This is a genomic window from Shinella sp., assembly GCF_052438155.1.
In the GTDB taxonomy this organism is placed as follows: domain Bacteria; phylum Pseudomonadota; class Alphaproteobacteria; order Rhizobiales; family Rhizobiaceae; genus Shinella.
This window is the reverse complement of record NZ_JBQVPI010000003.1, coordinates 38673-60881: the sequence shown is the minus strand read 5'-3', so window position 1 is coordinate 60881 and position 22209 is coordinate 38673. Positions and strand designations below refer to the sequence as shown.

At 62.6% G+C, this 22209-nt stretch carries 21 protein-coding genes; 7 read left to right on the top strand and 14 right to left on the bottom strand.

Annotated features, from left to right (window positions below; translation table 11 throughout):
• Positions 1 to 9: 9 nt before the first annotated feature.
• Together ACT6VE_RS07295 and ACT6VE_RS07290 are read left to right on the top strand one after the other, a co-directional pair.
• Positions 10 to 2169, top strand: coding sequence for a mechanosensitive ion channel family protein (locus tag ACT6VE_RS07295; protein ID WP_444797951.1), 2160 nt, complete (start codon positions 10 to 12; stop codon positions 2167 to 2169).
• A gap of 165 nt (positions 2170 to 2334) precedes the next feature.
• Positions 2335 to 2982: a MarC family protein gene (locus ACT6VE_RS07290; protein WP_444797950.1), complete on the top strand. Its 648-nt coding sequence runs from the start codon at positions 2335 to 2337 to the stop codon at positions 2980 to 2982.
• A gap of 302 nt (positions 2983 to 3284) precedes the next feature.
• Here ACT6VE_RS07290 and ACT6VE_RS07285 read toward each other — a convergent pair whose 3' ends face one another.
• Positions 3285 to 5069 (bottom strand): IlvD/Edd family dehydratase, encoded by a 1785-nt coding sequence (locus ACT6VE_RS07285; protein WP_444797949.1) that lies wholly within the window; start codon positions 5067 to 5069, stop codon positions 3285 to 3287.
• A gap of 167 nt (positions 5070 to 5236) precedes the next feature.
• On the opposite strand from ACT6VE_RS07285, the gene ACT6VE_RS07280 reads away from it, so the two are divergent.
• Positions 5237 to 6142 carry a DMT family transporter gene (locus ACT6VE_RS07280; RefSeq protein ID WP_444797948.1) on the top strand — a complete coding sequence of 302 codons (906 nt, stop codon included), beginning with the start codon at positions 5237 to 5239 and terminating at the stop codon, positions 6140 to 6142.
• Between the two features lie 19 nt (positions 6143 to 6161).
• Here ACT6VE_RS07280 and ACT6VE_RS07275 read toward each other — a convergent pair whose 3' ends face one another.
• The 10 genes from ACT6VE_RS07275 to ACT6VE_RS07230 all read right to left on the bottom strand — a co-directional run bounded on the left by ACT6VE_RS07275 (position 6162) and on the right by ACT6VE_RS07230 (position 15552).
• A complete protein-coding gene (locus tag ACT6VE_RS07275) occupies positions 6162 to 7439 on the bottom strand; it encodes an L-fuconate dehydratase (RefSeq protein ID WP_444797947.1) in 1278 nt (425 codons plus the stop codon).
• Between the two features lie 61 nt (positions 7440 to 7500).
• Positions 7501 to 8235, bottom strand: coding sequence for an SDR family oxidoreductase (locus ACT6VE_RS07270; protein WP_444797946.1), 735 nt, complete (start codon positions 8233 to 8235; stop codon positions 7501 to 7503).
• Positions 8236 to 8255: 20 nt separating this feature from the next.
• Positions 8256 to 8705 carry a MaoC/PaaZ C-terminal domain-containing protein gene (locus ACT6VE_RS07265; protein ID WP_444797945.1) on the bottom strand — a complete coding sequence of 150 codons (450 nt, stop codon included), beginning with the start codon at positions 8703 to 8705 and terminating at the stop codon, positions 8256 to 8258.
• Between the two features lie 14 nt (positions 8706 to 8719).
• Positions 8720 to 9790, bottom strand: coding sequence for a Gfo/Idh/MocA family protein (locus ACT6VE_RS07260; RefSeq protein ID WP_444797944.1), 1071 nt, complete (start codon positions 9788 to 9790; stop codon positions 8720 to 8722).
• Positions 9783 to 10112 (bottom strand): L-rhamnose mutarotase, encoded by a 330-nt coding sequence (locus ACT6VE_RS07255; RefSeq protein ID WP_444797943.1) that lies wholly within the window; start codon positions 10110 to 10112, stop codon positions 9783 to 9785. The genes ACT6VE_RS07260 and ACT6VE_RS07255 overlap by 8 nt, the downstream gene beginning before the upstream one ends.
• A gap of 3 nt (positions 10113 to 10115) precedes the next feature.
• Entirely contained in the window at positions 10116 to 11234 is a 1119-nt protein-coding gene (locus ACT6VE_RS07250; protein ID WP_444797942.1) for a mandelate racemase/muconate lactonizing enzyme family protein, read from the bottom strand.
• Position 11235: 1 nt separating this feature from the next.
• Positions 11236 to 12333, bottom strand: coding sequence for an ABC transporter ATP-binding protein (locus ACT6VE_RS07245; RefSeq protein WP_444797941.1), 1098 nt, complete (start codon positions 12331 to 12333; stop codon positions 11236 to 11238).
• A gap of 3 nt (positions 12334 to 12336) precedes the next feature.
• Complete coding sequence (locus tag ACT6VE_RS07240; RefSeq protein WP_444797940.1) at positions 12337 to 13203, bottom strand: carbohydrate ABC transporter permease; 867 nt, start codon at positions 13201 to 13203, stop codon at positions 12337 to 12339.
• A 13-nt stretch (positions 13204 to 13216) separates the two neighbouring features.
• Positions 13217 to 14113: a carbohydrate ABC transporter permease gene (locus tag ACT6VE_RS07235; protein WP_444797939.1), complete on the bottom strand. Its 897-nt coding sequence runs from the start codon at positions 14111 to 14113 to the stop codon at positions 13217 to 13219.
• A 128-nt stretch (positions 14114 to 14241) separates the two neighbouring features.
• Positions 14242 to 15552 carry a sugar ABC transporter substrate-binding protein gene (locus ACT6VE_RS07230; RefSeq protein ID WP_444797938.1) on the bottom strand — a complete coding sequence of 437 codons (1311 nt, stop codon included), beginning with the start codon at positions 15550 to 15552 and terminating at the stop codon, positions 14242 to 14244.
• Between the two features lie 158 nt (positions 15553 to 15710).
• Between ACT6VE_RS07230 and ACT6VE_RS07225 the strand changes: the two genes are divergently transcribed.
• On the top strand, positions 15711 to 16496 hold the full coding sequence (locus ACT6VE_RS07225) for an IclR family transcriptional regulator (protein ID WP_444797937.1): 786 nt from the start codon (positions 15711 to 15713) through the stop codon (positions 16494 to 16496).
• Positions 16497 to 16556: 60 nt separating this feature from the next.
• Complete coding sequence (locus tag ACT6VE_RS07220) at positions 16557 to 17084, top strand: MaoC family dehydratase (RefSeq protein ID WP_444797936.1); 528 nt, start codon at positions 16557 to 16559, stop codon at positions 17082 to 17084.
• A 182-nt stretch (positions 17085 to 17266) separates the two neighbouring features.
• On the opposite strand, the gene ACT6VE_RS07215 is transcribed toward ACT6VE_RS07220, so the two are convergent.
• On the bottom strand, positions 17267 to 18403 hold the full coding sequence (locus ACT6VE_RS07215) for a carbohydrate ABC transporter substrate-binding protein (RefSeq protein WP_444797935.1): 1137 nt from the start codon (positions 18401 to 18403) through the stop codon (positions 17267 to 17269).
• A complete protein-coding gene (locus tag ACT6VE_RS07210) occupies positions 18400 to 19557 on the bottom strand; it encodes a CaiB/BaiF CoA transferase family protein (RefSeq protein ID WP_444797934.1) in 1158 nt (385 codons plus the stop codon). Before ACT6VE_RS07210 ends, ACT6VE_RS07215 begins: the two co-directional genes overlap by 4 nt.
• 376 nt (positions 19558 to 19933) lie before the next feature.
• On the opposite strand from ACT6VE_RS07210, the gene ACT6VE_RS07205 reads away from it, so the two are divergent.
• Together ACT6VE_RS07205 and ACT6VE_RS07200 are read left to right on the top strand one after the other, a co-directional pair.
• A complete protein-coding gene (locus ACT6VE_RS07205) occupies positions 19934 to 20947 on the top strand; it encodes a zinc-binding alcohol dehydrogenase family protein (protein ID WP_444797933.1) in 1014 nt (337 codons plus the stop codon).
• A 19-nt stretch (positions 20948 to 20966) separates the two neighbouring features.
• Positions 20967 to 21248, top strand: a complete 282-nt coding sequence (locus tag ACT6VE_RS07200; protein WP_444797932.1) for a putative quinol monooxygenase — start codon at positions 20967 to 20969, stop codon at positions 21246 to 21248.
• A 10-nt stretch (positions 21249 to 21258) separates the two neighbouring features.
• Here ACT6VE_RS07200 and ACT6VE_RS07195 read toward each other — a convergent pair whose 3' ends face one another.
• Positions 21259 to 22176 (bottom strand): LysR family transcriptional regulator, encoded by a 918-nt coding sequence (locus ACT6VE_RS07195; protein WP_444797931.1) that lies wholly within the window; start codon positions 22174 to 22176, stop codon positions 21259 to 21261.
• Positions 22177 to 22209 lie beyond the last annotated feature (33 nt).

Sequence of the window (22209 nt, the reverse complement as noted above, 5' to 3'; positions counted from 1 at the left end):
GGGCAGGTAATGGCAGCAATTCCGAAAATGGCCTCCGTCGGCACGATGCTCGCTGCGGCTGCGCTGGCGGTCGTCATTCTTCTGGGCGCTTCCTTGACCGCAGCGCAGGAGAACACGGAAGCGAAGGCACAGCCTGAGAACGTTCAGCACTTCATTGGCCTGCTGGCGGATCCTGACGTACAGGCGTGGCTTTTGCAGCAACAGAAAAGCGCCACGCCAGCCAAGGTGGAAGCTGAGCCGGCACAGCCGGCATCGGTCGACACGGTTTCCTTTGCCGACGTTACGACGAAATTTCGCGACCATATCGCGGCCCTTCTCGCCGCGGCGCAATCCCTCCCTTCGGAGACTTTGCGCGCGGGTGCGCTACTCGAGCGCGACATCCGGACGAATGGCGGAACGCGCCCGGTTTTCCTGGTCGCGGCGTTCGTCGCAGCCGGGCTCGGCGCGCAGTGGCTGTTCCGTTGGATCAGCGCCGGTTGGCGAGCCCGCATGGCGAGCGCATCCTTTGCGACGGTGCGGGAGAAGTTGATCGCCGTCGCAGCGCGCTTGCTATGGGCAGCCTGCTATGTGCTCTCGTTCGGGCTCGGCAGCATCGGGTTCTTTCTTTTGTTCGAGTGGCCGACGCTCATCCGCGAAGTGGTTGTGGCGTACCTGTTCGCGATCGTCGTCTTCCGTCTCGCAACGGCACTCCTGGACGTATTTCTGGCACCCGTCCAGGAAAACGAGAACCAGTTCCGCCTCGTGCCGGTTTCCAACGAGATGGCGCGGTTCTGGGCAAAGCGCCTGGGTTATGCCATCGGTTGGTTCGCATTCGGCTCGGTAACCATCCGACTGCTTGGCACGCTCGGCTTTTCCGAAGCCACCCGTCAACTCGTCGCCTATTCCCTCGGCCTCGTGCTCTTCGCAATCGGCATCGAAGCTGTCTGGCGCGCCCCGCGCGCAATGCCCGTCGGCCGGGCCGGCCTGCGGATCCGAAAGGTCCTTTGGACAGCCTATCTGGTTGCTGTCTGGCTGCTTTGGGTCATCGGCGCGGTAAAGCTGTTCTGGATCGCCGTCGTCTGCGCGGCGCTGCCGGCCGCCATCGCGCTCACCAGGGCGTCCGTCAGCAACATCCTGCGTTCGCCGGGAGTGGAGGATGGTCAGGAAAAGGGCACCGTCGTATCGGTGATCATCGAGCGCGGCATAAGGGCGGCGCTGATCGTGGGAGCGATCGTTTTTCTCGCCCATGTGCTCGGCGTCCGCCTCACCGAAATGACGATGCAGGATTCGCCCGCCCTGCGCCTCGGAAGGGGCCTGTTGAGCGCAGGTATCATTCTCCTGGTCGTCGATCTCGCCTGGAATATCGTCAAGGTGCTCATCGACCACAAGATCGGCGACAACCAGGAGGCGTTCGAGATCGGCAGCGAGCAGGAGCGACGGCGTTCCCGCATGCGAACGCTGTTGCCCATATTGCGCAATCTCGTGATGATCCTGTTTGCAGCGGTCGCCGTCATGATGGCCTTGTCCTCGCTCGGCATCGAGATCGGCCCGCTGATCGCCGGGGCCGGCGTGGTCGGCGTTGCCATCGGCTTTGGCGCGCAGACAGTGGTCAAGGACATTATCAGCGGCATGTTCTACCTGCTCGACGATGCCTTCCGGGTCGGCGAGTACATCCAGAGCGGCAGCTACAAGGGCACCGTCGAGGCTTTCAGCCTGCGCTCCGTGAAGCTCAGGCATCATCGAGGCCCGATATACATCGTCCCGTTCAGCGAACTGGGCGCGGTCCAGAACATGAGCCGTGACTGGTCGGTCGTTAAGTTCTTCCTGTCCGTCTCCCACGATTGCGACGTGCCGCAAGTCAAGAGCATCACGAAAGCCGTTGGCAAGGCCTTGCGTGAGGATCCCGAATTCAATCCGCTCATCATCGATAACCTGAAGATGAAGGGTGTCGAGGAGATCAATGACTACGGCATCAAGCTCAGCTTCGGGATGACCATGAAACCCACGTCTTTGCAGTCGGCCATCCGCCGCAGGGCCTATGCCATGCTTCGCGAGGCATTCAACAAGAACGGCATCAAGATCGCCGTGCCGACGGTGCAGGTTTCCGGGGGCAAGGACGACGACGGTGCCGCCGCCGCGCAGAAGGCGCTCGCCGTGCAGAAAGCAGCGCTCGAGCCGAACCCGGCGTGAGAGCGCCACCCCTTGTGGAAGAACCATACAGACGAGAACGTTGGAGGAAAGGAAGACCCCGGAAAGCGCATCACCCTTGTTCGCCTCACGGGTCCGCGCGCCCATCATCACGCACCGCCTCGCTAGAGAGCTGCCACGCGTCACAACGTCAAGAGGAACCGCTCCATGGATTTCACAGTCATCAATGCCGCGCTCGTCGGAAACCTGCTCCTCCTCCTTCTCATCGGCATGGGGCCGAAAATTGCCCTCGTGCCGTTTCTGGAAAAGACCCATGCCTTCGATGCCGAAACCAAGGCGCGCATCGGTCGCCAGATGGTCATAGCGGCGCTGATTACCGCTCTGCTGCTTTTCGCCACCGGCGCTCTGTTGATGCGGCTTCTCCACATTTCGGGGGGTGCCGTCGCCGTGGCCGGCGGCATCATCCTGGCACTTCTCGCGATCAAGATGGCGGCCGGGCCGATCGAAAAGCCGCATGACGAAATCGGACTGCCGGTCGATCCGGCAAAGATCGCCATCTTTCCGCTCGCTGTGCCCTATCTGCTCAACCCCGTTGGCATCACGGTGATCATTCTCGTCTCGGGGGAAGTCTCATCGATTGCCGGCGTCGCCATGGTCATCGGTTTGATCCTGCTGGTCGCCGCGTTCGACTATCTCATCTTCACCAATATCGATGTACTGGCCAAGCGCATGAAGCCTGCCAGTCTGGTCGTCTCCGAAATCGTCTTCGGGATTCTGCTCACCGCAGTCGCCGTACAATTGTTCGTAACCGGGCTGGGTAAACTCGGGATCATTGCCGCGGTCGCGGTTCACTGAACCTTGCATGATCTGCTTGTGGCACGCCGGGCAGCTTGGCCCGGCGCCCCCAACCGACGAGAAAGATCGGCCCGGCTTTTCGTTCGGGGCATTTTTTGGTGATCACTCTTTGGCTCTCTCCGGAAGCCTTCGTTCTTCCCACGAACTTCGGCGACCTCGGAGACGAGGTCGCCGATCAATTCCTGCCACTCACGCTGCCACGCTTCAAAACCACGTCCGTCAGTTCCGGAATTGCGGCCAGCGCCCGCTCTGCATCTGACAGCCCGGATTGGGGAAATCGACGTAGCGCACGCGCGCAGCCTTCAGTGATTGTGCCTCGGCGGCGTCTCCGCGATCTTGCGGAAATCGGCGGCACCTTCGATGACCGCGCCATCCGCAAGCTGGGTCACGGTCTGGCGGTAGAGCCGCTGCCAGGGCGTTGCATGAGCCGGCACCGACGGGATGCCGTCGGCCTTGCGCCTCTCGATCTCGGCTGTATCCACCAGCATGTCGCAGCGGCCTTTTTCGAGGTCAATGCGGATCGTGTCGCCGGTGCGCAGCCAGGCGAGCCCGCCGCCGGCGGCACTTTCCGGCGACGCATTGAGGATCGACGGGCTGTCCGCCGTGCCGGACTGGCGCCCGTCGCCGATCGTCGGCAGGCTGGTAATGCCGCGCTTCAGCAGATGATCCGGCGGCTGCATGTTGACGACCTCCGCCGAACCCGGCCAGCCGAGCGGCCCAGCACCCCGGATGACGAGGATGGTGCGCTCGTCGATGCCGAGTGCCGGATCGTTGATGCGCTTGTGATAATCCTCAGAGCCATCGAAGACTACCGCCTTACCCTCGAAAATGCCTTCGCGGCCCGGCTCGCTCAGATAGCGCTCACGAAACTCCGGCGAAATCACCGAGGTTTTCATGATCGCGAAATCGAACAGATTGCCTTTCAGCACGAGGAACCCCGCTCGTTCTTTCAGCGGTTCGCCATAGGGCCGGATGACCTCGCGGTCGGTCGCCGCGCGGCCTTCCAGGTTTTCCAACATGGTCCGCCCCGTCACGGTCGGACAGGTTCCGTGTAGTTTTCCAGCATCGAGCAGTTCGCGCATGATCGCCGGCACGCCACCGGCGCGGTGGAAACGCTCGCCGAGGAAACGACCGGCCGGCTGCACGTCGGCAAGAAGCGGAATGTCGTAGCCATGTACCTGCCAGTCCTCGGGCTTCAGGTCCACACCGGCATGTTTCGCCATGGCCATCAGGTGCGGCTGGGCGTTGGTCGAGCCGCCGATCGCAGAATTCACGCGGATGGCATTGAGGAAGGATTCGCGGGTGAGAATGTGCGAGGGGCGGATATCCTCCAGCACCAGTTCTACGGCGCGGCGGCCGGTGCGATAGGCCATCTGACCGCGTTCGCGATAGGCAGCTGGGATGGCCGCGCACCCCGTCAGGGACATGCCGAGCGCTTCGGCGAGCGCGTTCATCGTCGAGGCTGTGCCCATCGTGTTGCAATGGCCGATGGAAGGCGCCGAATCCATCGCCGCCTGCAGGAACTGCTCGTCATCGATGGTGCCAGCCGCCAGCTTGCGGCGCGAACGCCAGATGACCGTGCCGGAGCCGACGAGATCACCGTCGTTCCAGCCATCAAGCATGGGCCCGCCGGACAGCACGATCGCCGGGATATCGACGGTGGAGGCCGCCATCAGCGCAGACGGTGTCGTCTTGTCGCAGCCCGTCGTTAGCACGACGCCGTCAAGCGGATAGCCGTAGAGGATTTCGACAAGGCCGAGATAGGCGAGGTTGCGGTCGAGGGCTGCCGTCGGTCGCTTGCAATTTTCGAAGATCGGATGCGTCGGGAACTCGATCGGGATGCCGCCCGCATCGCGGATGCCGTCGCGCACACGTTTTGCCAGATCAACATGGTGGCGGTTGCAGGGTGTCAGGTCGCTGCCGCTTTGCGCAATGCCGATCACCGGCTTGCCGGAACGCAGTTCCTCCGGCGTGATGCCATAGTTCATGAAGCGCTCGAGATAGATCGCGGCCATATCAATGTGGTCGCGGTTATCGAACCAGTCCTCAGAGCGCAGCCGGCGTTTGCCTGTCGTTTCGTCCGTCATGAAATCAGCCTTGTGAAAATGTCCGTTTGCACTGTTCCACCGCTTCCCTTCGCGATCAACCGGCCAGCGATGTAGTGTTCCGCTTTATGCAGCCATCAAAATTGCTGACTGGATCGGCGGTGGGGAATGTGTCACAGCCCTCTCATCCCGAGACCTGAGTTTCCGCCATGACCGATATCACCGCCTCCTCGCCCGCTTCGAGCGCTGCCCGCCTCGGCGTGATCCTGATGCTGCTCGGCATGGTCATGTTCTCGCTGAACGACGTTCTCGGCAAATGGCTGGTGGCGACCTACTCCGTCGGCCAGCTCATGCTGATCCGCAGCATCGCCGCGATCGTCGTGCTCGCGCCGTTCTTCTGGCGCGTCGGCTGGCGCCGCCTCATCGATGTCGACCGGCCGAAACTGCACCTGCTGCGCTCCGCTCTCTTCGCCTTCGAGGCCTCCGGCTTCTACTTCGCCGTCGCCTATATGCCGCTTGCCGACGCCATGACCTACTGGCTTGCAGCCCCCATCTACGTCGCTGCCATGTCGCCGCTGCTGCTCGGCGAAAACGTCGGCTGGCGGCGCTGGACGGCCATTATCGTCGGTTTCATCGGCGTCGTCATTGCGCTGGAACCCTCCAAGGACAGCTTCACCCTACCCGCCCTGATCGCGGTCGCCGGCAGCCTCGCCTTCAGCCTTGCCATGGTGCTTGGCCGATCGCTGCGGGCCGCACCCGATACGACGCTGGTCTTCTGGCAGGTGGCGGGTGCCGCGATCTTCGCGGGCGTCTGGTGTCTTGTCGACCCCGCCGGCTGGGCGCCGGTCAGCAGCGTCGATTTCGGCCTGTTGAGCCTGCTCGGCATCGTGGCGATGGGCGCGCATATGCTGGTCAACCGCTCGCTGAAGCTGGCGGACGCCTCGACCGTCGTACCGCTGCAATACACGCTGCTGATCTGGGCCGTGCTCTTCGGCTGGATGTTCTTCGGCGATACGCCGCGCCCGGCCATGCTGATCGGCGCCGCCGTCATCGTCGCCTCCGGCCTCTTCATCTTCTTCCGCGAGCAGCAGCTGAAACGCAGCGCCCGCGGATAAGAAGCCCACGCGCAAACCGCTACTTGCCGAACGTGTAGGCCGCGATCGATTCCGGCTTCATCTCGATGGAAAAACCCGACAGCGAGGGCGGCATGTAGGCGGCATTCTCGATGCGGCAGGGGTCGATGAAATGTTCGTGCAGATGGTCGACGAACTCGATCACCCGGCCCTCCTTGGTGCCTGACACCGCGATGTAGTCGATCATCGACAGGTGCTGTACATATTCGCACAGGCCGACGCCGCCGGCATGCGGCCAGACCGGCAGGTCGAATTTCGCCGCCATCAACAGTACGGCAAGCACCTCGTTGAGGCCACCCATGCGGCAGGAATCGATCTGCACGATGTCGATCGCGCCTTCGGCGATGAACTGCTTGAACATAATGCGGTTCTGGCACATTTCGCCGGTCGCGACCTTGACGGGATGGATCGCCTCGCGGATCGCCTTGTGGCCGGCGACGTCGTCCGGGCTCGTCGGCTCCTCGATGAAGAACGGCTTGTAGGGCTTCAGTTCCGTCACCCAATCGATCGCCTGCCCGACTTCCCAGACCTGGTTGGCATCGATCATCATGTAGCGATCATCGCCGATGACTTCGCGGGCAATGCGCAGGCGCCGCTTGTCATCTTCAAGATCGCGGCCGACCTTCATCTTGATATGGGTAAAGCCCTGGTCGACGGCTTCCTGGCAAAGCCGGCGCAGCTTCTCGTCACCGTAACCGAGCCAGCCGGCCGAGGTCGTGTAGCAGGGATAACCTTCCGTCTCGAGCTTCGCGATGCGCTCCGCCTTGCCGACCTCCGCTTTTCTTAGGATGGCAAGCGCCTCGTCCGGCGTCAGGGCATCCGTCAGGTAGCGGAAATCGATGATGGACAGGATTTCCTCCGGGCTCATATCCGCGACGAGGCGCCAGACCGGCTTGCCCGCCTCCTTGGCCAGAAGGTCCCAGACCGCGTTGACCACCGCACCCGTTGCGAGGTGCATGGCGCCCTTGTCCGGGCCGATCCAGCGCAACTGGCTGTCGCTCGTCACATGGCGCCAGAAGCGGCCGGGGTTCTCGCGCACCCAGTCAAGATCGAGGCCAACCACCAGGTGCTTCATTGCATCGATCGCGGCACAGCAAATCTCGTTGCCGCGGCCGATGGTGAAGGTGAGGCCGTGCCCTTCCAGACCGGCCTTTTCGGTGCCCAGCACGACATAGGCGGCGGAATAGTCCGGATCCGGGTTCATCGCATCCGAACCGTCGAGGCTCTGGGAGGTGGGAAAGCGCAGGTCGATCGAGCGAAGGCTGGTGATCTTGGTCATGGAAACGGCCCTTGGCGTGGTCGAGTTGGCCGCCGGCGTCCTGCCGACGGTCGGAGGTGTCTTAGATGGTCCAGCCACCGTCGATGGCGTAGGCCTGACCGGTCGTGTAGGTGGCGCCGGCGAGATAGACGGCGAGATCGGCGATCTCCTCCGGCGTACCGATGCGGCCGATCGGCTGGCGGGCGATGAAGGCGGCCCGCGCCGTCTCATAATCGCCCTGCGCCTTCAGGCGATCCTGCAGCGAGGGGCTTTCAACGGTGCCGGGGCAGATCGCGTTGCAGCGGATGCCCTGCGCCACATAGTCGGCCGCGACCGACTTGGTGAGCCCGACGACGGCGGCCTTGGTAATGGTATAGGCGGCGCGGTTCGGCACGCCCTTCATGCTGGAGGCGACGGAGGCCATGTTGATGATGGCGCCATCCTTGCGCTCCAGCATCGCCGGCAAAACCGCCCGGATGGTGCGCACCATGGCCCGCACGTTAAGATCGAAGGCGAAGTCGAGGTCCTTGTCCGCCATCTCGAGGATCGATCCCGCATGCACGAAACCGGCGCAGTTGAAGAGCACATCGAACGGACCGGTGGCGGAAACGACGCGATTGACGGCCTCTTCACTCAAGACGTCGAGAACATAGGTTTCGATGTTGGCCTCGCCGGCAAGGCTCTTCAGGGCGTCGGCATTGATATCGGTGGCGATCACCTTGGCGCCTGCGGCAGCAAAGGCGAGCGCGCTCGCCCGGCCGATCCCCTGCCCGGCGGCGGTGATGAGGACGCGCTTGTTTTCAAGTGACTGGGACATGTGGACTCCTCGGTAGAATGTCAGGTGTTCGGGCGACGCTCGACAACATAGATGTGATCTGCGGCAAGTACGACCTCACCCTTTTGATTGATGACTTCCGTGCGCTCGACGACGCGGCCGGAACCGGCACGCTTCGGGTCGTCTTCCTTGCCCGTTATCGTCACGCGGGTGTGGATGGTGTCGCCGATGAAGACGGGTTTGATGAAGCGCATGCGATCGTAGCCGTAGGAGAAGGCCGCCGGATTGATGACACTGGCGGTCAGCCCGACGCCGATCGAAAAGACCATGGTGCCATGGGCGATGCGCTGGCCGAAGGGCTGCGTCTTCATGAATTCCGCATCCATGTGATGCGGGAAGAAGTCGCCCGTATGGCCGGCATGCACCACGAAATCCGTTTCCGTGATCGTTCGGCCGTAGGTCGTGCGGCCCTCGCCGATCGCATAGTCCTCGAAATACTTGACCTGTTCCATGTCCTGTTCCTGATCTACGGCCGGGCGGCAAGCGGCGTGGCGGGCGCGACACTGGAGGCGTAGGCTGCCTCAACGAGCGCCATAGTCATCCAGGCATCCTCGACCGACGAGACAAGATCGGCGTCCTCGCCCGAAACGAAGCGCTGGAGGTTTGCCATGCGGCCGACGAAGGCATCCGGAAACCAGGTCCCTTCCAGCGGCACGGCGACCCAGCTATCGCCGCCCTTCGGATAGATTTCGAGAATGTCCGGCTCGCCGCGCGGATAGTCGAGATTGACGCCGAGCTGGAGATAGGCCGCTCCTTCCGTGCCAGAGACACGGAACTCACAGGCCTGGTGCTTGCGGCCGAATTTGTGGTCGTGGTTGATCGACAGCGCGCAGCGCACGCGGTCGCCGTAGTCGAGGATCGCGGTGGTGCGCGTCTGCGCCATGTTGTGGTTCGGGTGGCCGATCGACTTGGCGTGCACGCCCTTGGGATCGCCCAACACCTGACGGATCACGTCGAGATAGTGGATCGAATGCATGGCGATCTCGATGCGCGGCAGGCCTTCGAGGAAGGACCATAGTTCCCACGGCGTATCGAGCGCCAGATAGACGTCGAAATCGACGACCTCGCCGAGCAGGCCTTTGGCGATGGCATCCTTCAGCGCCAGCATCATCGGCGCGAAACGGAGCTGGAAGTTGACGGCCGCCATGAGCTTCTTGTCGCGGCAGATGCGCAGGATCTCAGTCGCCGCCGCGAGATCAGCGCCCATCGGCTTCTGGATCAGCGCCGCTGCACCATCGGGAAGCACTGCGAGCACCTTGGCATGCGCGGCTGGTGGAGTGGCGAGATCGAAGATCGCGTTCTCAACCGCGGCCGCTTCTTCGACGGTTCGATAGGCCGTGACACCCCATGTGTCTGCGAGCGCCTTCGCCTTGTCATGATCCGGATCATAGAGCCCGGCAATCGGGAAGCCGCCCTTGCGATAGGCCGGATAATGCGCGTCGCCAACGATCGAGCCCGCGCCGAAGGTGACGATCGGGCGTGGTTTCGACGGCAGAGGCCAGGACTGGGCAAGCGATTTGGGATCGAAGTCAGGCATGAAAGAACACCTCTTCCATGCCCGCCCACCATTCACCTTCCTTGCGCGTCTCAAGCGGCGCCTGGCAGGGCATGCACACGGCCCACCATTCCTGCGTCTTCGGGTCGGCTGCCATCTTCGCCATATCGGCGGCATAATCCGTGCCGTGATATTCGAAGAAGGAGAACAGCAGGTTTTCCGGTTCCTTCAGGAAGATCGAATAGTTTTTGATGTTGCAGGCCGAAATCCTCGCCAGCACCTCCGGCCAGACGGCGGCGTGCAGGCGCTTGTACTCTTCGATCTGCTCCGGCTTCACGCCGATCACCATGCCGATGCGCTGCATGTCTCAAGCCCCCTTGCGGATCTCGTGCTCGAATTCGGAAATCGAACGGCTGCGGATCGCGTCCCAATCCCAGTCGATCCCGAGACCGGCCGTCATGGGCGCGAGCGCCATGCCATTCTCGATCTTCAGACGCGAGGTGGTAATGTCGTCGAGCTGCGGGATGTACTCGACATATTTGCCGTTCTGCACCGCGCAGGTGAGGCTGACATGCAGTTCCATCAGGAAATGCGGGCAGACCGGCATGTCGAAGGCTTCCGCCGCATGCGCCACCTTCAGCCAGGGCGTGATACCGCCGATACGGCCGGCATCGACCTGCACGATCGAGCACGCGCCCTTCTGCATGTATTCGCGGAAATGACGGATCGAGTAGAGCGATTCCCCGATGGCGATGGGCGTCGAGGTCGATTGGTTGAGACGGACATGACCGTCGATATCGTCGGCCGGCAGCGGTTCTTCGATCCAGCCGAGATCGAGCTCGCGCAGGCGCTCGGCCCGGCGGATCGCCTCGTCGACGCTAAAACCCTGATTGGCATCCGTCAGGATCTCGTAGCCATCGCCGACAGCCTTGCGCACAGCCGAAAGCCGCGCAAAGTCCTCGGAGCCGTGCGGTTTGCCGATCTTCACCTTGGAGCCGGTAAAGCCCTTCGCCTTGGCGTCCAGCGCATCCTCGACCAGGGCTTCCACCGGAATGTGCAGCCAGCCACCTTCCGTCGTGTAGAGCGGGCAGCGGTCCTTCGCACCACCGGCGAGCTTCCAGAGCGGCAGGTTCTGTTTTCGGGCGCGCAAGTCCCAGAGCGCGGTGTCGATGGCGGCGAGCGCAATCGAGGTGATCGCGCCGATCGTCGTGGCGTGGGTGGCGAATTCCAGTTCGTGCCAGATCGCCTCGATCTGGTCGGCATCCCGTCCCAGCAGACGAGGCGCAAGGTGATCGGCGAGTAGCCGCATGACGGACGAGCCACCGGTGCCGATCGTGTAGCTGTAGCCGGTGCCCACCGCGCCGTCGCTGTCGGTGATGGTGACGAGAGGCGTTTCCTGGGAAACGAAACTCTGGATGGCATCCGTGCGCTCGACCTTCGGGCGAAGGTCGACCATTTTTAGTTCGACGCGTTCGATCTTCGCCATGTCAGCCTCGCAGGGTGCGGCCGCTGTCGCGGTCGAAAAGATGAGCCTGCGACAGGTCAAAGCAGAACGGCAGCGCCTCACCGGGCGAAAGCCGCCGCGGGTTCAGCATGCGGCCGACCCATTCCGCGCCGGCATAGTCCGAGAAGACCAGCGTTTCGTTGCCGAGCGGTTCCGTCAGGGTGACGCGCAGATCCTGCCGGTGTACGTCGGCATCCTCGCCGGAATGGATGCCGTGGCCGGCGGGGTAGAGATCATCCGGGCGAAGACCAAAGGTCACCTTCTGCCCGGCCGTCACGCGGTCCTTGAACCGCGCCGGCAGCGGCAGGCGGTCGCCGTTTTCAAAGACCACCTGGCCGTCAGCCACTTCGGCATCCTTGAGGTTCATCGGCGGCGAACCGATGAAGCCGGCGACGAATTTCGACTGGGGGCGCTGGAAGACATCCTCCGGCGTGCCGACCTGCTCGATATAGCCGTCGCGCATGATGACGATGCGGTCGGCGAGCGTCATCGCCTCGACCTGATCGTGCGTGACGTAGATGACGGTCGACTGGACCTTGGCATGCAGCTTCTTGATCTCGACGCGCATCTGCGTACGCAGCTTCGCGTCAAGATTGGAGAGCGGTTCGTCGAAGAGAAAAACCTCAGGATTGCGCACGATGGCGCGGCCCATGGCGACCCGCTGGCGCTGGCCGCCGGAGAGTTGCGAAGGGCGACGGTCAAGCAGGTGAGTGAGGTCGAGCGTCCTGGCCGCCTCTTCCACCTGCGGCGCAATCTCCTCCGGCTTCTGGCCGGCGATTTTCAGCGAAAACCCCATGTTCTCGCGCACTGTCATATGCGGATAGAGCGCGTAGGACTGGAACACCATGGCAAGGTTGCGCGAGCGCGGCGGCAGATCGTTGACGATGCGGCCACCGATCTTGAGGTTGCCCGCAGAAATTGGCTCCAGCCCGGCGATCATGCGCAGCGTCGTGGACTTGCCGCAGCCGGAGGGGCCGACAAGCGCGATGAATTCGCGGTCGGCGACCTCGAGATCGATACCATGCACCACTTCGACAGCGCCGTAGCGCTTGACCAGCTTTTCAAGGGAAACGGTTGCCATGGATTATCCTTTGACTGCGCCGGAGGTGAGGCCGGAAACCAGATGCTTCTGCACGATGAAGGTCAGCACGAGGGCGGGGATGATCATGATCACCGCCAGCGCACACATGCCGCGCCAGTCGATGGTGAACTCCGCCGTATAGTCGAGCAGGCCGACGGGCAGCGTCTTGGAATTGACGGAACGGGTAAGCTGCGAGGCGAGCGCGAACTCGTTCCACGAGGTGAGGAAGGCGAAGATGCCGGCGGATGCGATGCCGGGGCCGGCGAGCGGAAACTCCACCTGCCAGAAGGCCTGCCAGCGCGTGCAGCCGTCGATCTGCGCGGCTTCCGCCAGATCCTTCGGCACCTGCCGGAAGAAGCCGTCGATCAACCAGATGGTGAAGGGCACGTTGAGCGCCACATAGGCGATGATCAGCCCGAAATGCGTGTCGATGATGCCGAGCTTGGAATAGACGAAGAACAGCGGCAGCGAGAGCGCGATGCCGGGCACGGTGCGCGTCAGCATCAGGCCGAGGAAGATCGAGGATTTTGCCCGAAAACGGAAGCGGGCGAAGGCGTAACCGCCGGCCATGCCGAGCGCCAGCGCAATCGCCGTCGAGGTCACGGAGATGATCAGCGAGTTGCGGAAATATTCGATGACGGGAATGCCGCCCTGCCCCACGCCGGAGAACATTGCGACATAGGCATCGAAGGAGAGGTCCTGCGGGATCCAGACCGGCGGCTTCGCCATGATCTCGACGGTCGGGCGGAAGGAGGCAAGCACGATCCACAGACCGGGCAGGCAGATGACGGTCATCGCCAGGAACAGGCCGATCTTGTGCGCAATCGACAGAAGGATGCCGTTGATACGGGCTTTTGCGTTCTCGTTCATCTCACCACTCCCCCTACCATTCGGCTGCAATCTGGGTCCGCGCGGCCGAGAGCTTGCGGAAGAAATAGACGGTGAAGACGATGGACAGCAGGATCGCGACATAGGCCATGGCATTGGCGAGGCCCATGCGGGCATCAGCGTAAGCCGTGCGCGAGACCAGCGTCCAGAGCAGTTCCGTGCGCTTGGCGGGGCCGCCATCCGTCATGATCTTCACGATGTCATAGGCGCGGGCGACATCGAGCGAGCGGATCGTCATAGCAATATAGGCAAAGGGCATGATGAAGGGCCAGGTAACATAGCGGAACGTCTGCCAGGGGGTGCAGCCATCGACGCGCGCCGCCTCAATCGGCTCCTTCGGCATGGCGAGCAGGCCGGCAAGAATGAGGATCGCGAAGACCGAGGTGGACGACCAGACTTCGGCGATGAGGATCGCGGTGAAGGCGAGCGTGCCGTCGATCAGCCACGGGATCGCCTGGTCCGTCAGGCCGAGCGACTGGAGCGCATTGTTCACGAGGCCGATATTGTCGTTGAACATGAACTTGAACTGGAAGCCGACGAGGATCGGCGAGAACATCATCGGGAACATCATGATGGTGCGCAGCAAGCGCTGGCCGCGCGTCGCCTTCTCGACCAGCATGGCCAGCCCCAGGCCGAGCAGCATTTCGACATTGAGCGCGACGGTGAGCAACAGCACGGTCCGGCCGAACGCCGTCCAGAACTCCAGGTCCGTCAGGATGCGGGCATAGTTGCGAAAGCCGATGAAGGTGTAGAGCGACGCCGGCTGCGTCAGCCGGAACGGCGTGAAGCTCGAATAGAGCGACAGGATCAACGGGATGATGACGACGGCTGCCAGCACCAGGACGGCGGGCAGCAGAAGCAGAAACGGTGCCGGTGGCCTCCAGCCTTTCATGTCGGCTTCTCCTGTCTTCACGAATGCAGGAAAGACACCGCTTGCCGAAGCCGGCAGACGGTCCTGTCTTTCAGAATGTCACTAAAGGTGGCAGGTGGCGCCGGGCGAACCGGCGCCACGCTTAGCAATCAGAGTGCGCCGGCGTCTTCGAGGATCTGCGTCGCCTTTTCAGCGGCCGCATCCAGCGCTTCCTTGGAGGTCTTGTCGCCGAGAATGGCGGCCTGAAGCTCCGGATAGACGGCGTTGGAGATCTCGATCCACGACGGCGTCTGCGGAACCGCGAAGGCGTGTTTTGCCGCCTCCTGGAAGGCGGTCAGGACTTCCTTGCGGTACGGATCGCTTTCGGCCTGCTGGATGTTGTATTCCCAAACGGCGGTGCGCGTCGGCAGCGGACCGGCAGACGATTCGAGCTTCTGGCTGTCCTCGTTGGTGAGGAACCAGGCGAGCGAAGCGGCCGCTTCCTTGTTGGCGCAGCTTTCCGTGACCGAGAAGCCATGGTGGCCGGACCAGCCGGTACGCTTGCCGGAAGAACCGGCCGGCTGCACCTTCACGCCGACATTGCCGGCAACCTTGGACGACTTCGGGTCGTTGAAGAAGCTTGCCCAGCCAGGCCAGTCGAGGTTGACCGCAATCGTGCCCGAGGCAAAGCCCTGGCCGAGATCGTCCCACAGATAGTTCGTCGTGCCGACCGGCACGGCCTTCGCCTTGTAGAGATTGACGAACCAGTCGAGGGCGCGCACGCCGGCTTCCGAATTGAAGGTCGGCTTGCCATCGGCGTCGAGATATTCGCCGCCTTCGGCGACCAGCATTTCATAGAAACGGCCGTTGATCGCCTCTTCCTTGCCGGCATATTGCGTACCGTAGAAATCCGGTGGATTGGAGAAGAACGTAGCCTGGTCTGTGACCTGCTGCCAGGTGTCCGGCGGGGTCAGGTCATAGCCGTATTTCTCCTTGAACGCCGCCTTCTTGGCGTCGTCTTGGTAGAGGCTCTTCTGGTAGTAGAGGGCCGAGACGTCGAATTGCGCGCGCGGTAGCATCACCAGCTTGCCGCCGAGCGTGGAGGCAGCGATGTTGGCCGGCACGAAGGCAGCGATCTCTTCCTTCGGCAGCAAAGCCGCAAGATCGGTATAGATATCCGGATATTGCGGAGCGAAGGACGAGTGGTTCGAGCCGACGCACCAGGTGATGTTGCCGGTCGCGATGTCCGACTTGATCTCCTTGTCCAGCTCGAAGTGGTTCTTCTTCGAAAGAACGTTCACCTTCGCGCCGGTCGCCTTCTCCCATTCGGCGATGCGCGCATAGAGCGCTTCATATTGCTGACCGCCGATGAGCTTCGCATCGACGGTAACGCCTTCGAATTTTCCGGGCAGATCGGCGGCGAGCGCAGAGCCTGCGCACATCAACGCACCGACAGCGGCGCCGGTTAGAAATCTCGACATGTTCTCCTCCCATGTGGCTTTCGCCAGCCCTCACCAATAAGAGCTTCATTCATATACAAACCATTTATTCATTCTTCGTCAAGCAGAAAACCGGTTTGCCGCATTGCCACGCCTTATTTCTGCGTATATGAATTTACTCATTCACTGGAGGATTTCAGGTGTCGGAAGAGGAAAACGATCGCTACCGGGCGCCGGCGCTCGACAAGGGTCTCGACATTCTGGAGCTTCTGGCGGCCGTCGATGGCGGGCTGACCCAGGCGGAAATCGCCAAGCGGCTCGATCGCAGTCCGAACGAATTCTACCGCATGCTCGACCGGCTGGTGAAGCGCGGCTACGTCACGCGCATCGATGGCGACCGCTTCTCTTTGACCTTGAAACTCTTCGGTTTGGCACAGCTCCACGCGCCGGTGCGCCGCCTTGTTTCCTTCGCCGTACCGCTGATGCGCGAGCTTGCGGAAGCCTCGCGCCAGGCCAATCAGCTTGTTGTCTTCGACCGCGGCAATCCGGTGGTCATCGCCCAGCAGGAAGCGCCCGGTTACTGGGGTATTTCCATCCGCGTCGGCTCGCGCATCGGTCTGTTCGACACAGGCTCCGGCCATGTTCTGCTCGCCTTCCGCTCGACGGAGGAGCGCGAGCGCATGATTGCCGAGCATGTCGGTGACGGCGGCACGGACGGTCGCGTGACGCCGGAATTCCTGGCACGTCTCGACCTCATCCGCACGCGCGGCTATGAGATGATGCCGAGCGCGCAGACTGCGGGCGTCATCAACCTTTCCGCCCCGGTACTCGGCGCCGACGGCACCGCGATCGCCGCACTCACCGTGCCCTATATCACGCTGATCAACACGCCCGCCCCCGACATTTCCACGACGATCCAGCTAATCAGCGAGACGACCAGCAAGCTTTCCGAGATGGCAGGCGCCGGCTTCACTGCCGAAACATAAATTCGTATTTGAATAATCCATTCCTATGTGGCAGCTTCTTCCCATTTAGAGGAGGCCCGCATGACGTCGACAGTTGGAATCGAGAGCACCCACCCGAAGACCATGCCGGAGGCCCATGCGGCGCTGCCGGTCTGGAACGCGGAAAACTGGTTCTACGAGGATTTCGAGATCGGCCACAAAATCCGCTCGCTGCGCCGCACCATCTCGGAAGGCGAATCGATGCAGTTCAACGCGCTTGTGCTCGACATGCACCCCTATGTCGGCGACCAGATCTTCGCCGAGACGGAAGGCCTGTTCGGCCGCCGCCTCGTGGCTGGCGCCTTCGTGTTTTCGGCAGGGCTCGGGCTGGTGGCGACCAATTGCGTCAACGCCTTCTCCTACGGCTACGACCGCCTGCGCTTCATCAAGCCCGTCTTCATTGGCGATACGATCTACACGATCCGCACCAATCTCGACAAACAACCGAAGTACGACGACCTCGGCCTCATCCGCGCATCCTATGAAGTCTTCAAGGGCGAAGGCGAGTTGGTGCTCTATTGCGAGCACATCCAGACCGTAAAATACCGGGGCGGCAAGCCAGTGGCATGACGGGTGAATGTGCCCAAGGTGTTGGCAACCTCATTCAAATCTCTCCACCGTCATGCTCGGGCCTTACCCGACCATCCATAGGCCGCTGAGATATATGGATCCTCGGCTCAAGGCCGAGGATGACGTCGTGGATGGAGCAAGGCTGGCGAAAACCCCGGGAGGCTCGCCAATGGCACCCTTCCCTATCGAAAACTGCTCGCGAAGAGATCGTTGAGATCACCGACGACCTTCGCAGCCGGTTCCCGGCTCGTCACGGCCTGGTTGATGCGCTGGGATGCGGCCTCCTGAAACGGCATATAGCCATCGTGCCGTGGCCGCAGCCAGGCACCCTCCAGTGTTCGACGCGTACTGCGGTAGAAGCCGAGCGTCGCGGCGTTGACTGCGTCATCCTCCCAACCCGCTGCATGGCCGGGCTGGCCACCGGATCGCCAGTAGCGATCCGCCTGTACCGCGCCACCGGCAATCCAATAGGCAAAGTCGATAGCCGCCTCACGGTTCGCAGAAAAAGCTGAAACGGCAATGCCCGTGCCCCCTAGCGCTGACCCTCTGGGTCCGCTGGTGCCGGCAACCGGCATGTCGGCGAAGGCGATGCGGTTCGCCCGAAAGCCTTTCAGTGAATAGCTGACATAGCCGTAGATCAGCGGCGCGAGGCTGTCGCGCGACCCCTCCTCGCCCATGCGGTCCAGCACGGCGATCGGGTCCATGCCGGTACAGGCGGGATCGGTGAGCGCTGCCAGTTCCCGGATCATCTCGATCGCTTGCACGCCGATTTCCGCGTCGATGAAGGGATGGTCTCTTTCCACCGAACAGGGCCGACCAAGATTGCCGCACAGCGTGAACAGGCACATCAACGAATGCGGCGGCCGCAGCGGAAGCAAGACCTCCCCGCCCCGCGCGAGGTCGACAACGTCTGCCCATGCCGTCGGCGCCACGCCCAATCGATCCGGCCGAAAGGCGAGCACTTGCGTGGCGGCATCGATCGGGAAAGCCCACTGATGGCCCTGCCAATGATAGCTTGGAAACGATGCCCCGACCGATCCCTTCGCCAGCGCCGCGAACGCGGCTTCGTGGCCTGGCACGTCCAGCGGAGCAAGGCAGTTCTCCGCAGTGATCTGGCCGACATGCGGGTGGTCGATCACGATGAGATCGTAACGGCGCGCAAGCTCCTCGACAGGAAAGCTCTCGAAATCCTGAAGCGAACGTTTGTCCCATTCGACGACAACGCCCGTCTTCTGCAACCAATCGTCCGAGCAGGCCACCATCGGGTCGTAACCCCGCGGATGGCTCCAGGTCATGCCCTTGAGGGTAACCGTGCTCATCGGGCGAACTCCGCCCGGATGCGATCGGTGTGCTCGCCGATCCGCGGCGCAGCGCGGCCACCGGAGGGTCGGCGACCATCAACGCGAACCGGGCAGCGGGTCGTGCCGATCGACACGTCGTCCTCGCGCGTTACCGTCTGCAACATGTCGAGGATGCGAAAACCGTCGCTCGAAAGCAGTTCCGGCCATTCCAGCACTTTGGAGCACCAGATATCGGCGGGTTCGAGGATGGACAGCCAGTGGTCTACCGTTTCCGTCGCGATACGTTCGGCGATGATCTGCTTGATGGCGTCGCGCGCCGTGAACCACGTCTTGCTGTCATCGCGGAAGGGGGCAAGCGCCTCGATCTGCAACAGATCCTGCAAGCGCCCGATCGGCGTCATGGCGATCGCCAGGTAGCCATCCTTCGCCGGATAGACACCGTAGGGCGCGGAGAGATAGGCATGCGCGCTGCGGAAACCGGCCCGCTTCGGCCGGCGACCGCCATCATTCAAATGGGTGGTTAGTACCTCGAACTGGAAATCGACCAGGCTTTCGAGCAGGCTCGTCTGGATAAACGCCCCCCTGCCGGAAATGCCGCGACGCACGAGAGCCGCCAGAATGCCCTGGCAGGCATTGGCCCCGGCCAGCATGTCGGCAACAGCAAGGCCGAAGGGCACCGGCCCCTGCTCTTCATCGCCGTTCAGCCACATCAGGCCGGACCGCGCCTGCGCCAGCAGATCCTGTCCCGGCCGCATCACCCAGGGGCCATCCTCGCCGTAGCCGCTGATCGAGGCATAGACAATGGAAGGGTTGATCGCCTTCACCGCCTCGTAATCGAGACCAAGGCGCTCTATGACACCCGGCCGGAAATTCTGGATCAGCACATCGGCCTTCGCAATGAGCGAGCGCAGAAAGGCGAGATCGTCCGCATTCTTGAGGTCGACGCCGAGGCTTTCCTTGCCGCGGTTGATGGCATGGAACAGCGTCGAGTCGCCACCGACCTCCGTGTCGCTGAGATAGAGCCGGCGCGAAAGATCGCCGCCATCCGGGCGCTCGATCTTGATGACCCGCGCACCCAGATCGAGCAGCCGCAGCGAACAATAGGGACCGGAGAGAAACTGGCTCATATCGAGCACGGTCAGGCCGGCCAGCAGCCCGATATCATCCTGCATTCACATATCCTCCAGCCGTGATGACAGCCGATCATGATTTCATTCTTATTTGAATTATCATTTCATATGTGAGTTTTCGTTTCAAGTCTTGCGGCGGCACCATCGCTCGATGGTTTCGGATACGCTAAGCTTGGAGCATCCGAGGTCCGGCTCGCGGACAATCAACGGAAAAACCGAATTATGATTTTGTTTCGCGCCGAATTATACGCGCTGCGCGCAAAGTGTATTGCCAAGCCAAGAGGGAGCCAAACATGCAACTCGACAATGCCACGATGAAATCACGCGACATTCCCTTCATGAACGGTAGCGTCGTCGACATCGAAGGCCGCGCCCGCGCCATCTGACCCTTTTTTAAACGCCAATCAGGAGCTTCACCATGCGAGCCATCGGCTACCAGAACCCGCAACCCATCGACGCCGCAACCGCCCTCGTCGATTTCGATCTGCCGAGGCCGGAGCCGGCCGGGCGCGACATCCTCGTCGCCGTGAAGGCCGTTTCGGTCAACCCGGTCGACACCAAGATCCGTGCCTCGGCAAAGCCTGCGGATGGGGAATGGAAGGTCCTCGGCTGGGATGCCGCCGGTGTGGTCACCGCGGTCGGGCCGGAGGCGACATTGTTCAAGCCGGGTGACGCAGTCTTCTATGCCGGCGCGATCAATCGCTCGGGTACCAATGCCGAATTCCATCTCGTCAATGAGCGCATCGTCGGGAAAAAGCCGGAAACCCTCGATTTCCCGGCTGCCGCTGCCCTGCCGCTGACCTCGATCACCGCCTGGGAAATGCTGTTCGACCGGCTGGACGTCACCCGGCCTGTGCCCGGCGCCGCAAACGCCATCGTCATCATCGGCGGCGCTGGAGGCGTCGGCTCGATCGCGATCCAGATCGCCCGGGCGCTGACGGACCTGACGGTCATCGCCACGGCCTCCCGGCCGGAGACGCAGGATTGGGTGAAGGCGCTCGGCGCGCACCATGTGATCGATCATCGCAAGCCGCTGGCCGCACAGGTCGAGGCGCTCGGTCTCGGCGAGCCAGCCTTCGTTTTCTCCACCACCAATACTGGAGACCATCTCGGCGAGATCGTCGAACTGATCGCGCCGCAGGGCCGGTTCGGCCTGATCGACGACCCGAAGGAGTTGAACGCGCTACCGCTGAAGCGCAAATCGATCTCGCTGCATTGGGAACTGATGTTCACCCGCTCGCTCTTTGCCACCGCCGATATCGAGAAGCAGCACGACCTGCTGAACCGCATCAGCGACCTAGTCGATGCCGGCAAGATCAAGTCAACGCTCAACGAGAATTTTGGCGCCATCAATGCGGCAAACCTCAAGCGCGCCCATGCCCTCATCGAGTCCGGCAGGGCCAAGGGCAAGATCGTGCTCGCCGGCTTCTGAGCACACGACGGGAGACAACATGACGATATCGACCGAAAAGCTCATCGCCCTTGCGGTCTTGAAGGCGAGGCCCGGCAAGCGGGAAGCGCTGCGGCAAGGGCTGCTCGCTCTCATCGAACCAACGCGGGCGGAGGCCGGCAATCTCGACTATGTGCTGTTTGAGCTTCGCGACGACCCTGGCACCTTCTACATGCGCGAGGCCTTTACCAACCAGGCCGCGCTCGACGAGCATATTGCCGCGCCGTATTTCCAGGCGTTCGCCGCCACGATCGACGATCTGCTCGAAGAACGCTGCGCCTGATCTACCTGGATCAGGTATCGCCCTGACCGAACACCACGCCGCGGCCTGGAGACAGCGCCGCGGCGATGCGATCGATCAACAGCCGCACCCGCCGCGGCTGCACCGCGCTCGGTGGATAGACGATCTGCAGTGCCGTGCTGCCGGCGGAAAAATCCTTGAGCAGTTCGACCAGCGCACCGGACGCCAGGTCCGCATCCACGTCGCGGATCGATTTGAGCGCGATGCCGCGGCCCTCGCGGCACCAGTGCCGCACAAGCCCCCCGTCATTCGCCACGCGCCGGCCACGCACGGCGACCTTGCGTACCGCGCCATCGATGACGAAGGACCATTCACGATCGATATTCTGCCCGAAGCGCATGACGATACAGTCGTGCCGCGCCAGGTCGTCCGGATGCTGGGGCACGCCGTTGGCGTCGAGATAAGCGGGTGACGCACAGACGATGCGGCGGTTCTCGCCCAGCGGCTTTGCCCGCAGGCTGCTATCCGCCAGAACGCCGTGCCGGATCGCGAAATCCATGCCCTGCCCGACGAGGTCGACATTCCCGTCCGTGAGGTTGATATCGACCGTGACGGCGGGATGCTCCTCCAGGAAGGTATCGATCACCGGAACGAGCAGGCGCCGGCCAAGGTCTTCCGGCGCGCTCAGCCGGATCGGCCCGGAAATGACATTCGCCCCGTGCCGCACGCGACTTTCCATCTCCTCCGCCTCCGCCAACAGGCGCCGCGCGCCTTCGACGAGCACCCGCCCCTCGTCGGTCAGGCTGATGGCGCGCGTGGTGCGGGTCAGCAGCGCCGCGCCGTAGTAGGCCTCCAGCGCGGCCAGCCGTTCGGAAACGGTGGCGGGCGAAAGTCCAACCTCGCGCGCCGCCACGGCTAGCCCGCCCTTTTCCACGATTCGCAGGAAGAGCGAGAGGTTTTCAAGCAGCATTGATCGATTATCCCGAACTATCTTCAGCGAACC

What these genes read in the sequence shown, in the direction of transcription:
- ACT6VE_RS07205 (WP_444797933.1), top strand. Translation starts at nt 19,934, where the DNA reads ATGCGAGCCATCGGCTACCAGAACCCGCAACCCATCGACGCCGCAACC.
- ACT6VE_RS07220 (WP_444797936.1), top strand. Translation starts at nt 16,557, where the DNA reads ATGACGTCGACAGTTGGAATCGAGAGCACCCACCCGAAGACCATGCCG.
- ACT6VE_RS07210 (WP_444797934.1), bottom strand. Translation starts at nt 19,557, where the DNA reads ATGCAGGATGATATCGGGCTGCTGGCCGGCCTGACCGTGCTCGATATG.
- ACT6VE_RS07270 (WP_444797946.1), bottom strand. Translation starts at nt 8,235, where the DNA reads ATGTCCCAGTCACTTGAAAACAAGCGCGTCCTCATCACCGCCGCCGGG.
- ACT6VE_RS07200 (WP_444797932.1), top strand. Translation starts at nt 20,967, where the DNA reads ATGACGATATCGACCGAAAAGCTCATCGCCCTTGCGGTCTTGAAGGCG.
- ACT6VE_RS07260 (WP_444797944.1), bottom strand. Translation starts at nt 9,790, where the DNA reads ATGCCTGACTTCGATCCCAAATCGCTTGCCCAGTCCTGGCCTCTGCCG.
- ACT6VE_RS07215 (WP_444797935.1), bottom strand. Translation starts at nt 18,403, where the DNA reads ATGAGCACGGTTACCCTCAAGGGCATGACCTGGAGCCATCCGCGGGGT.
- ACT6VE_RS07290 (WP_444797950.1), top strand. Translation starts at nt 2,335, where the DNA reads ATGGATTTCACAGTCATCAATGCCGCGCTCGTCGGAAACCTGCTCCTC.
- ACT6VE_RS07265 (WP_444797945.1), bottom strand. Translation starts at nt 8,705, where the DNA reads ATGGAACAGGTCAAGTATTTCGAGGACTATGCGATCGGCGAGGGCCGC.
- ACT6VE_RS07275 (WP_444797947.1), bottom strand. Translation starts at nt 7,439, where the DNA reads ATGACCAAGATCACCAGCCTTCGCTCGATCGACCTGCGCTTTCCCACC.
- ACT6VE_RS07245 (WP_444797941.1), bottom strand. Translation starts at nt 12,333, where the DNA reads ATGGCAACCGTTTCCCTTGAAAAGCTGGTCAAGCGCTACGGCGCTGTC.
- ACT6VE_RS07280 (WP_444797948.1), top strand. Translation starts at nt 5,237, where the DNA reads ATGACCGATATCACCGCCTCCTCGCCCGCTTCGAGCGCTGCCCGCCTC.
- ACT6VE_RS07255 (WP_444797943.1), bottom strand. Translation starts at nt 10,112, where the DNA reads ATGCAGCGCATCGGCATGGTGATCGGCGTGAAGCCGGAGCAGATCGAA.
- ACT6VE_RS07250 (WP_444797942.1), bottom strand. Translation starts at nt 11,234, where the DNA reads ATGGCGAAGATCGAACGCGTCGAACTAAAAATGGTCGACCTTCGCCCG.
- ACT6VE_RS07230 (WP_444797938.1), bottom strand. Translation starts at nt 15,552, where the DNA reads ATGTCGAGATTTCTAACCGGCGCCGCTGTCGGTGCGTTGATGTGCGCA.
- ACT6VE_RS07240 (WP_444797940.1), bottom strand. Translation starts at nt 13,203, where the DNA reads ATGAACGAGAACGCAAAAGCCCGTATCAACGGCATCCTTCTGTCGATT.
- ACT6VE_RS07295 (WP_444797951.1), top strand. Translation starts at nt 10, where the DNA reads ATGGCAGCAATTCCGAAAATGGCCTCCGTCGGCACGATGCTCGCTGCG.
- ACT6VE_RS07195 (WP_444797931.1), bottom strand. Translation starts at nt 22,176, where the DNA reads ATGCTGCTTGAAAACCTCTCGCTCTTCCTGCGAATCGTGGAAAAGGGC.
- ACT6VE_RS07235 (WP_444797939.1), bottom strand. Translation starts at nt 14,113, where the DNA reads ATGAAAGGCTGGAGGCCACCGGCACCGTTTCTGCTTCTGCTGCCCGCC.
- ACT6VE_RS07285 (WP_444797949.1), bottom strand. Translation starts at nt 5,069, where the DNA reads ATGACGGACGAAACGACAGGCAAACGCCGGCTGCGCTCTGAGGACTGG.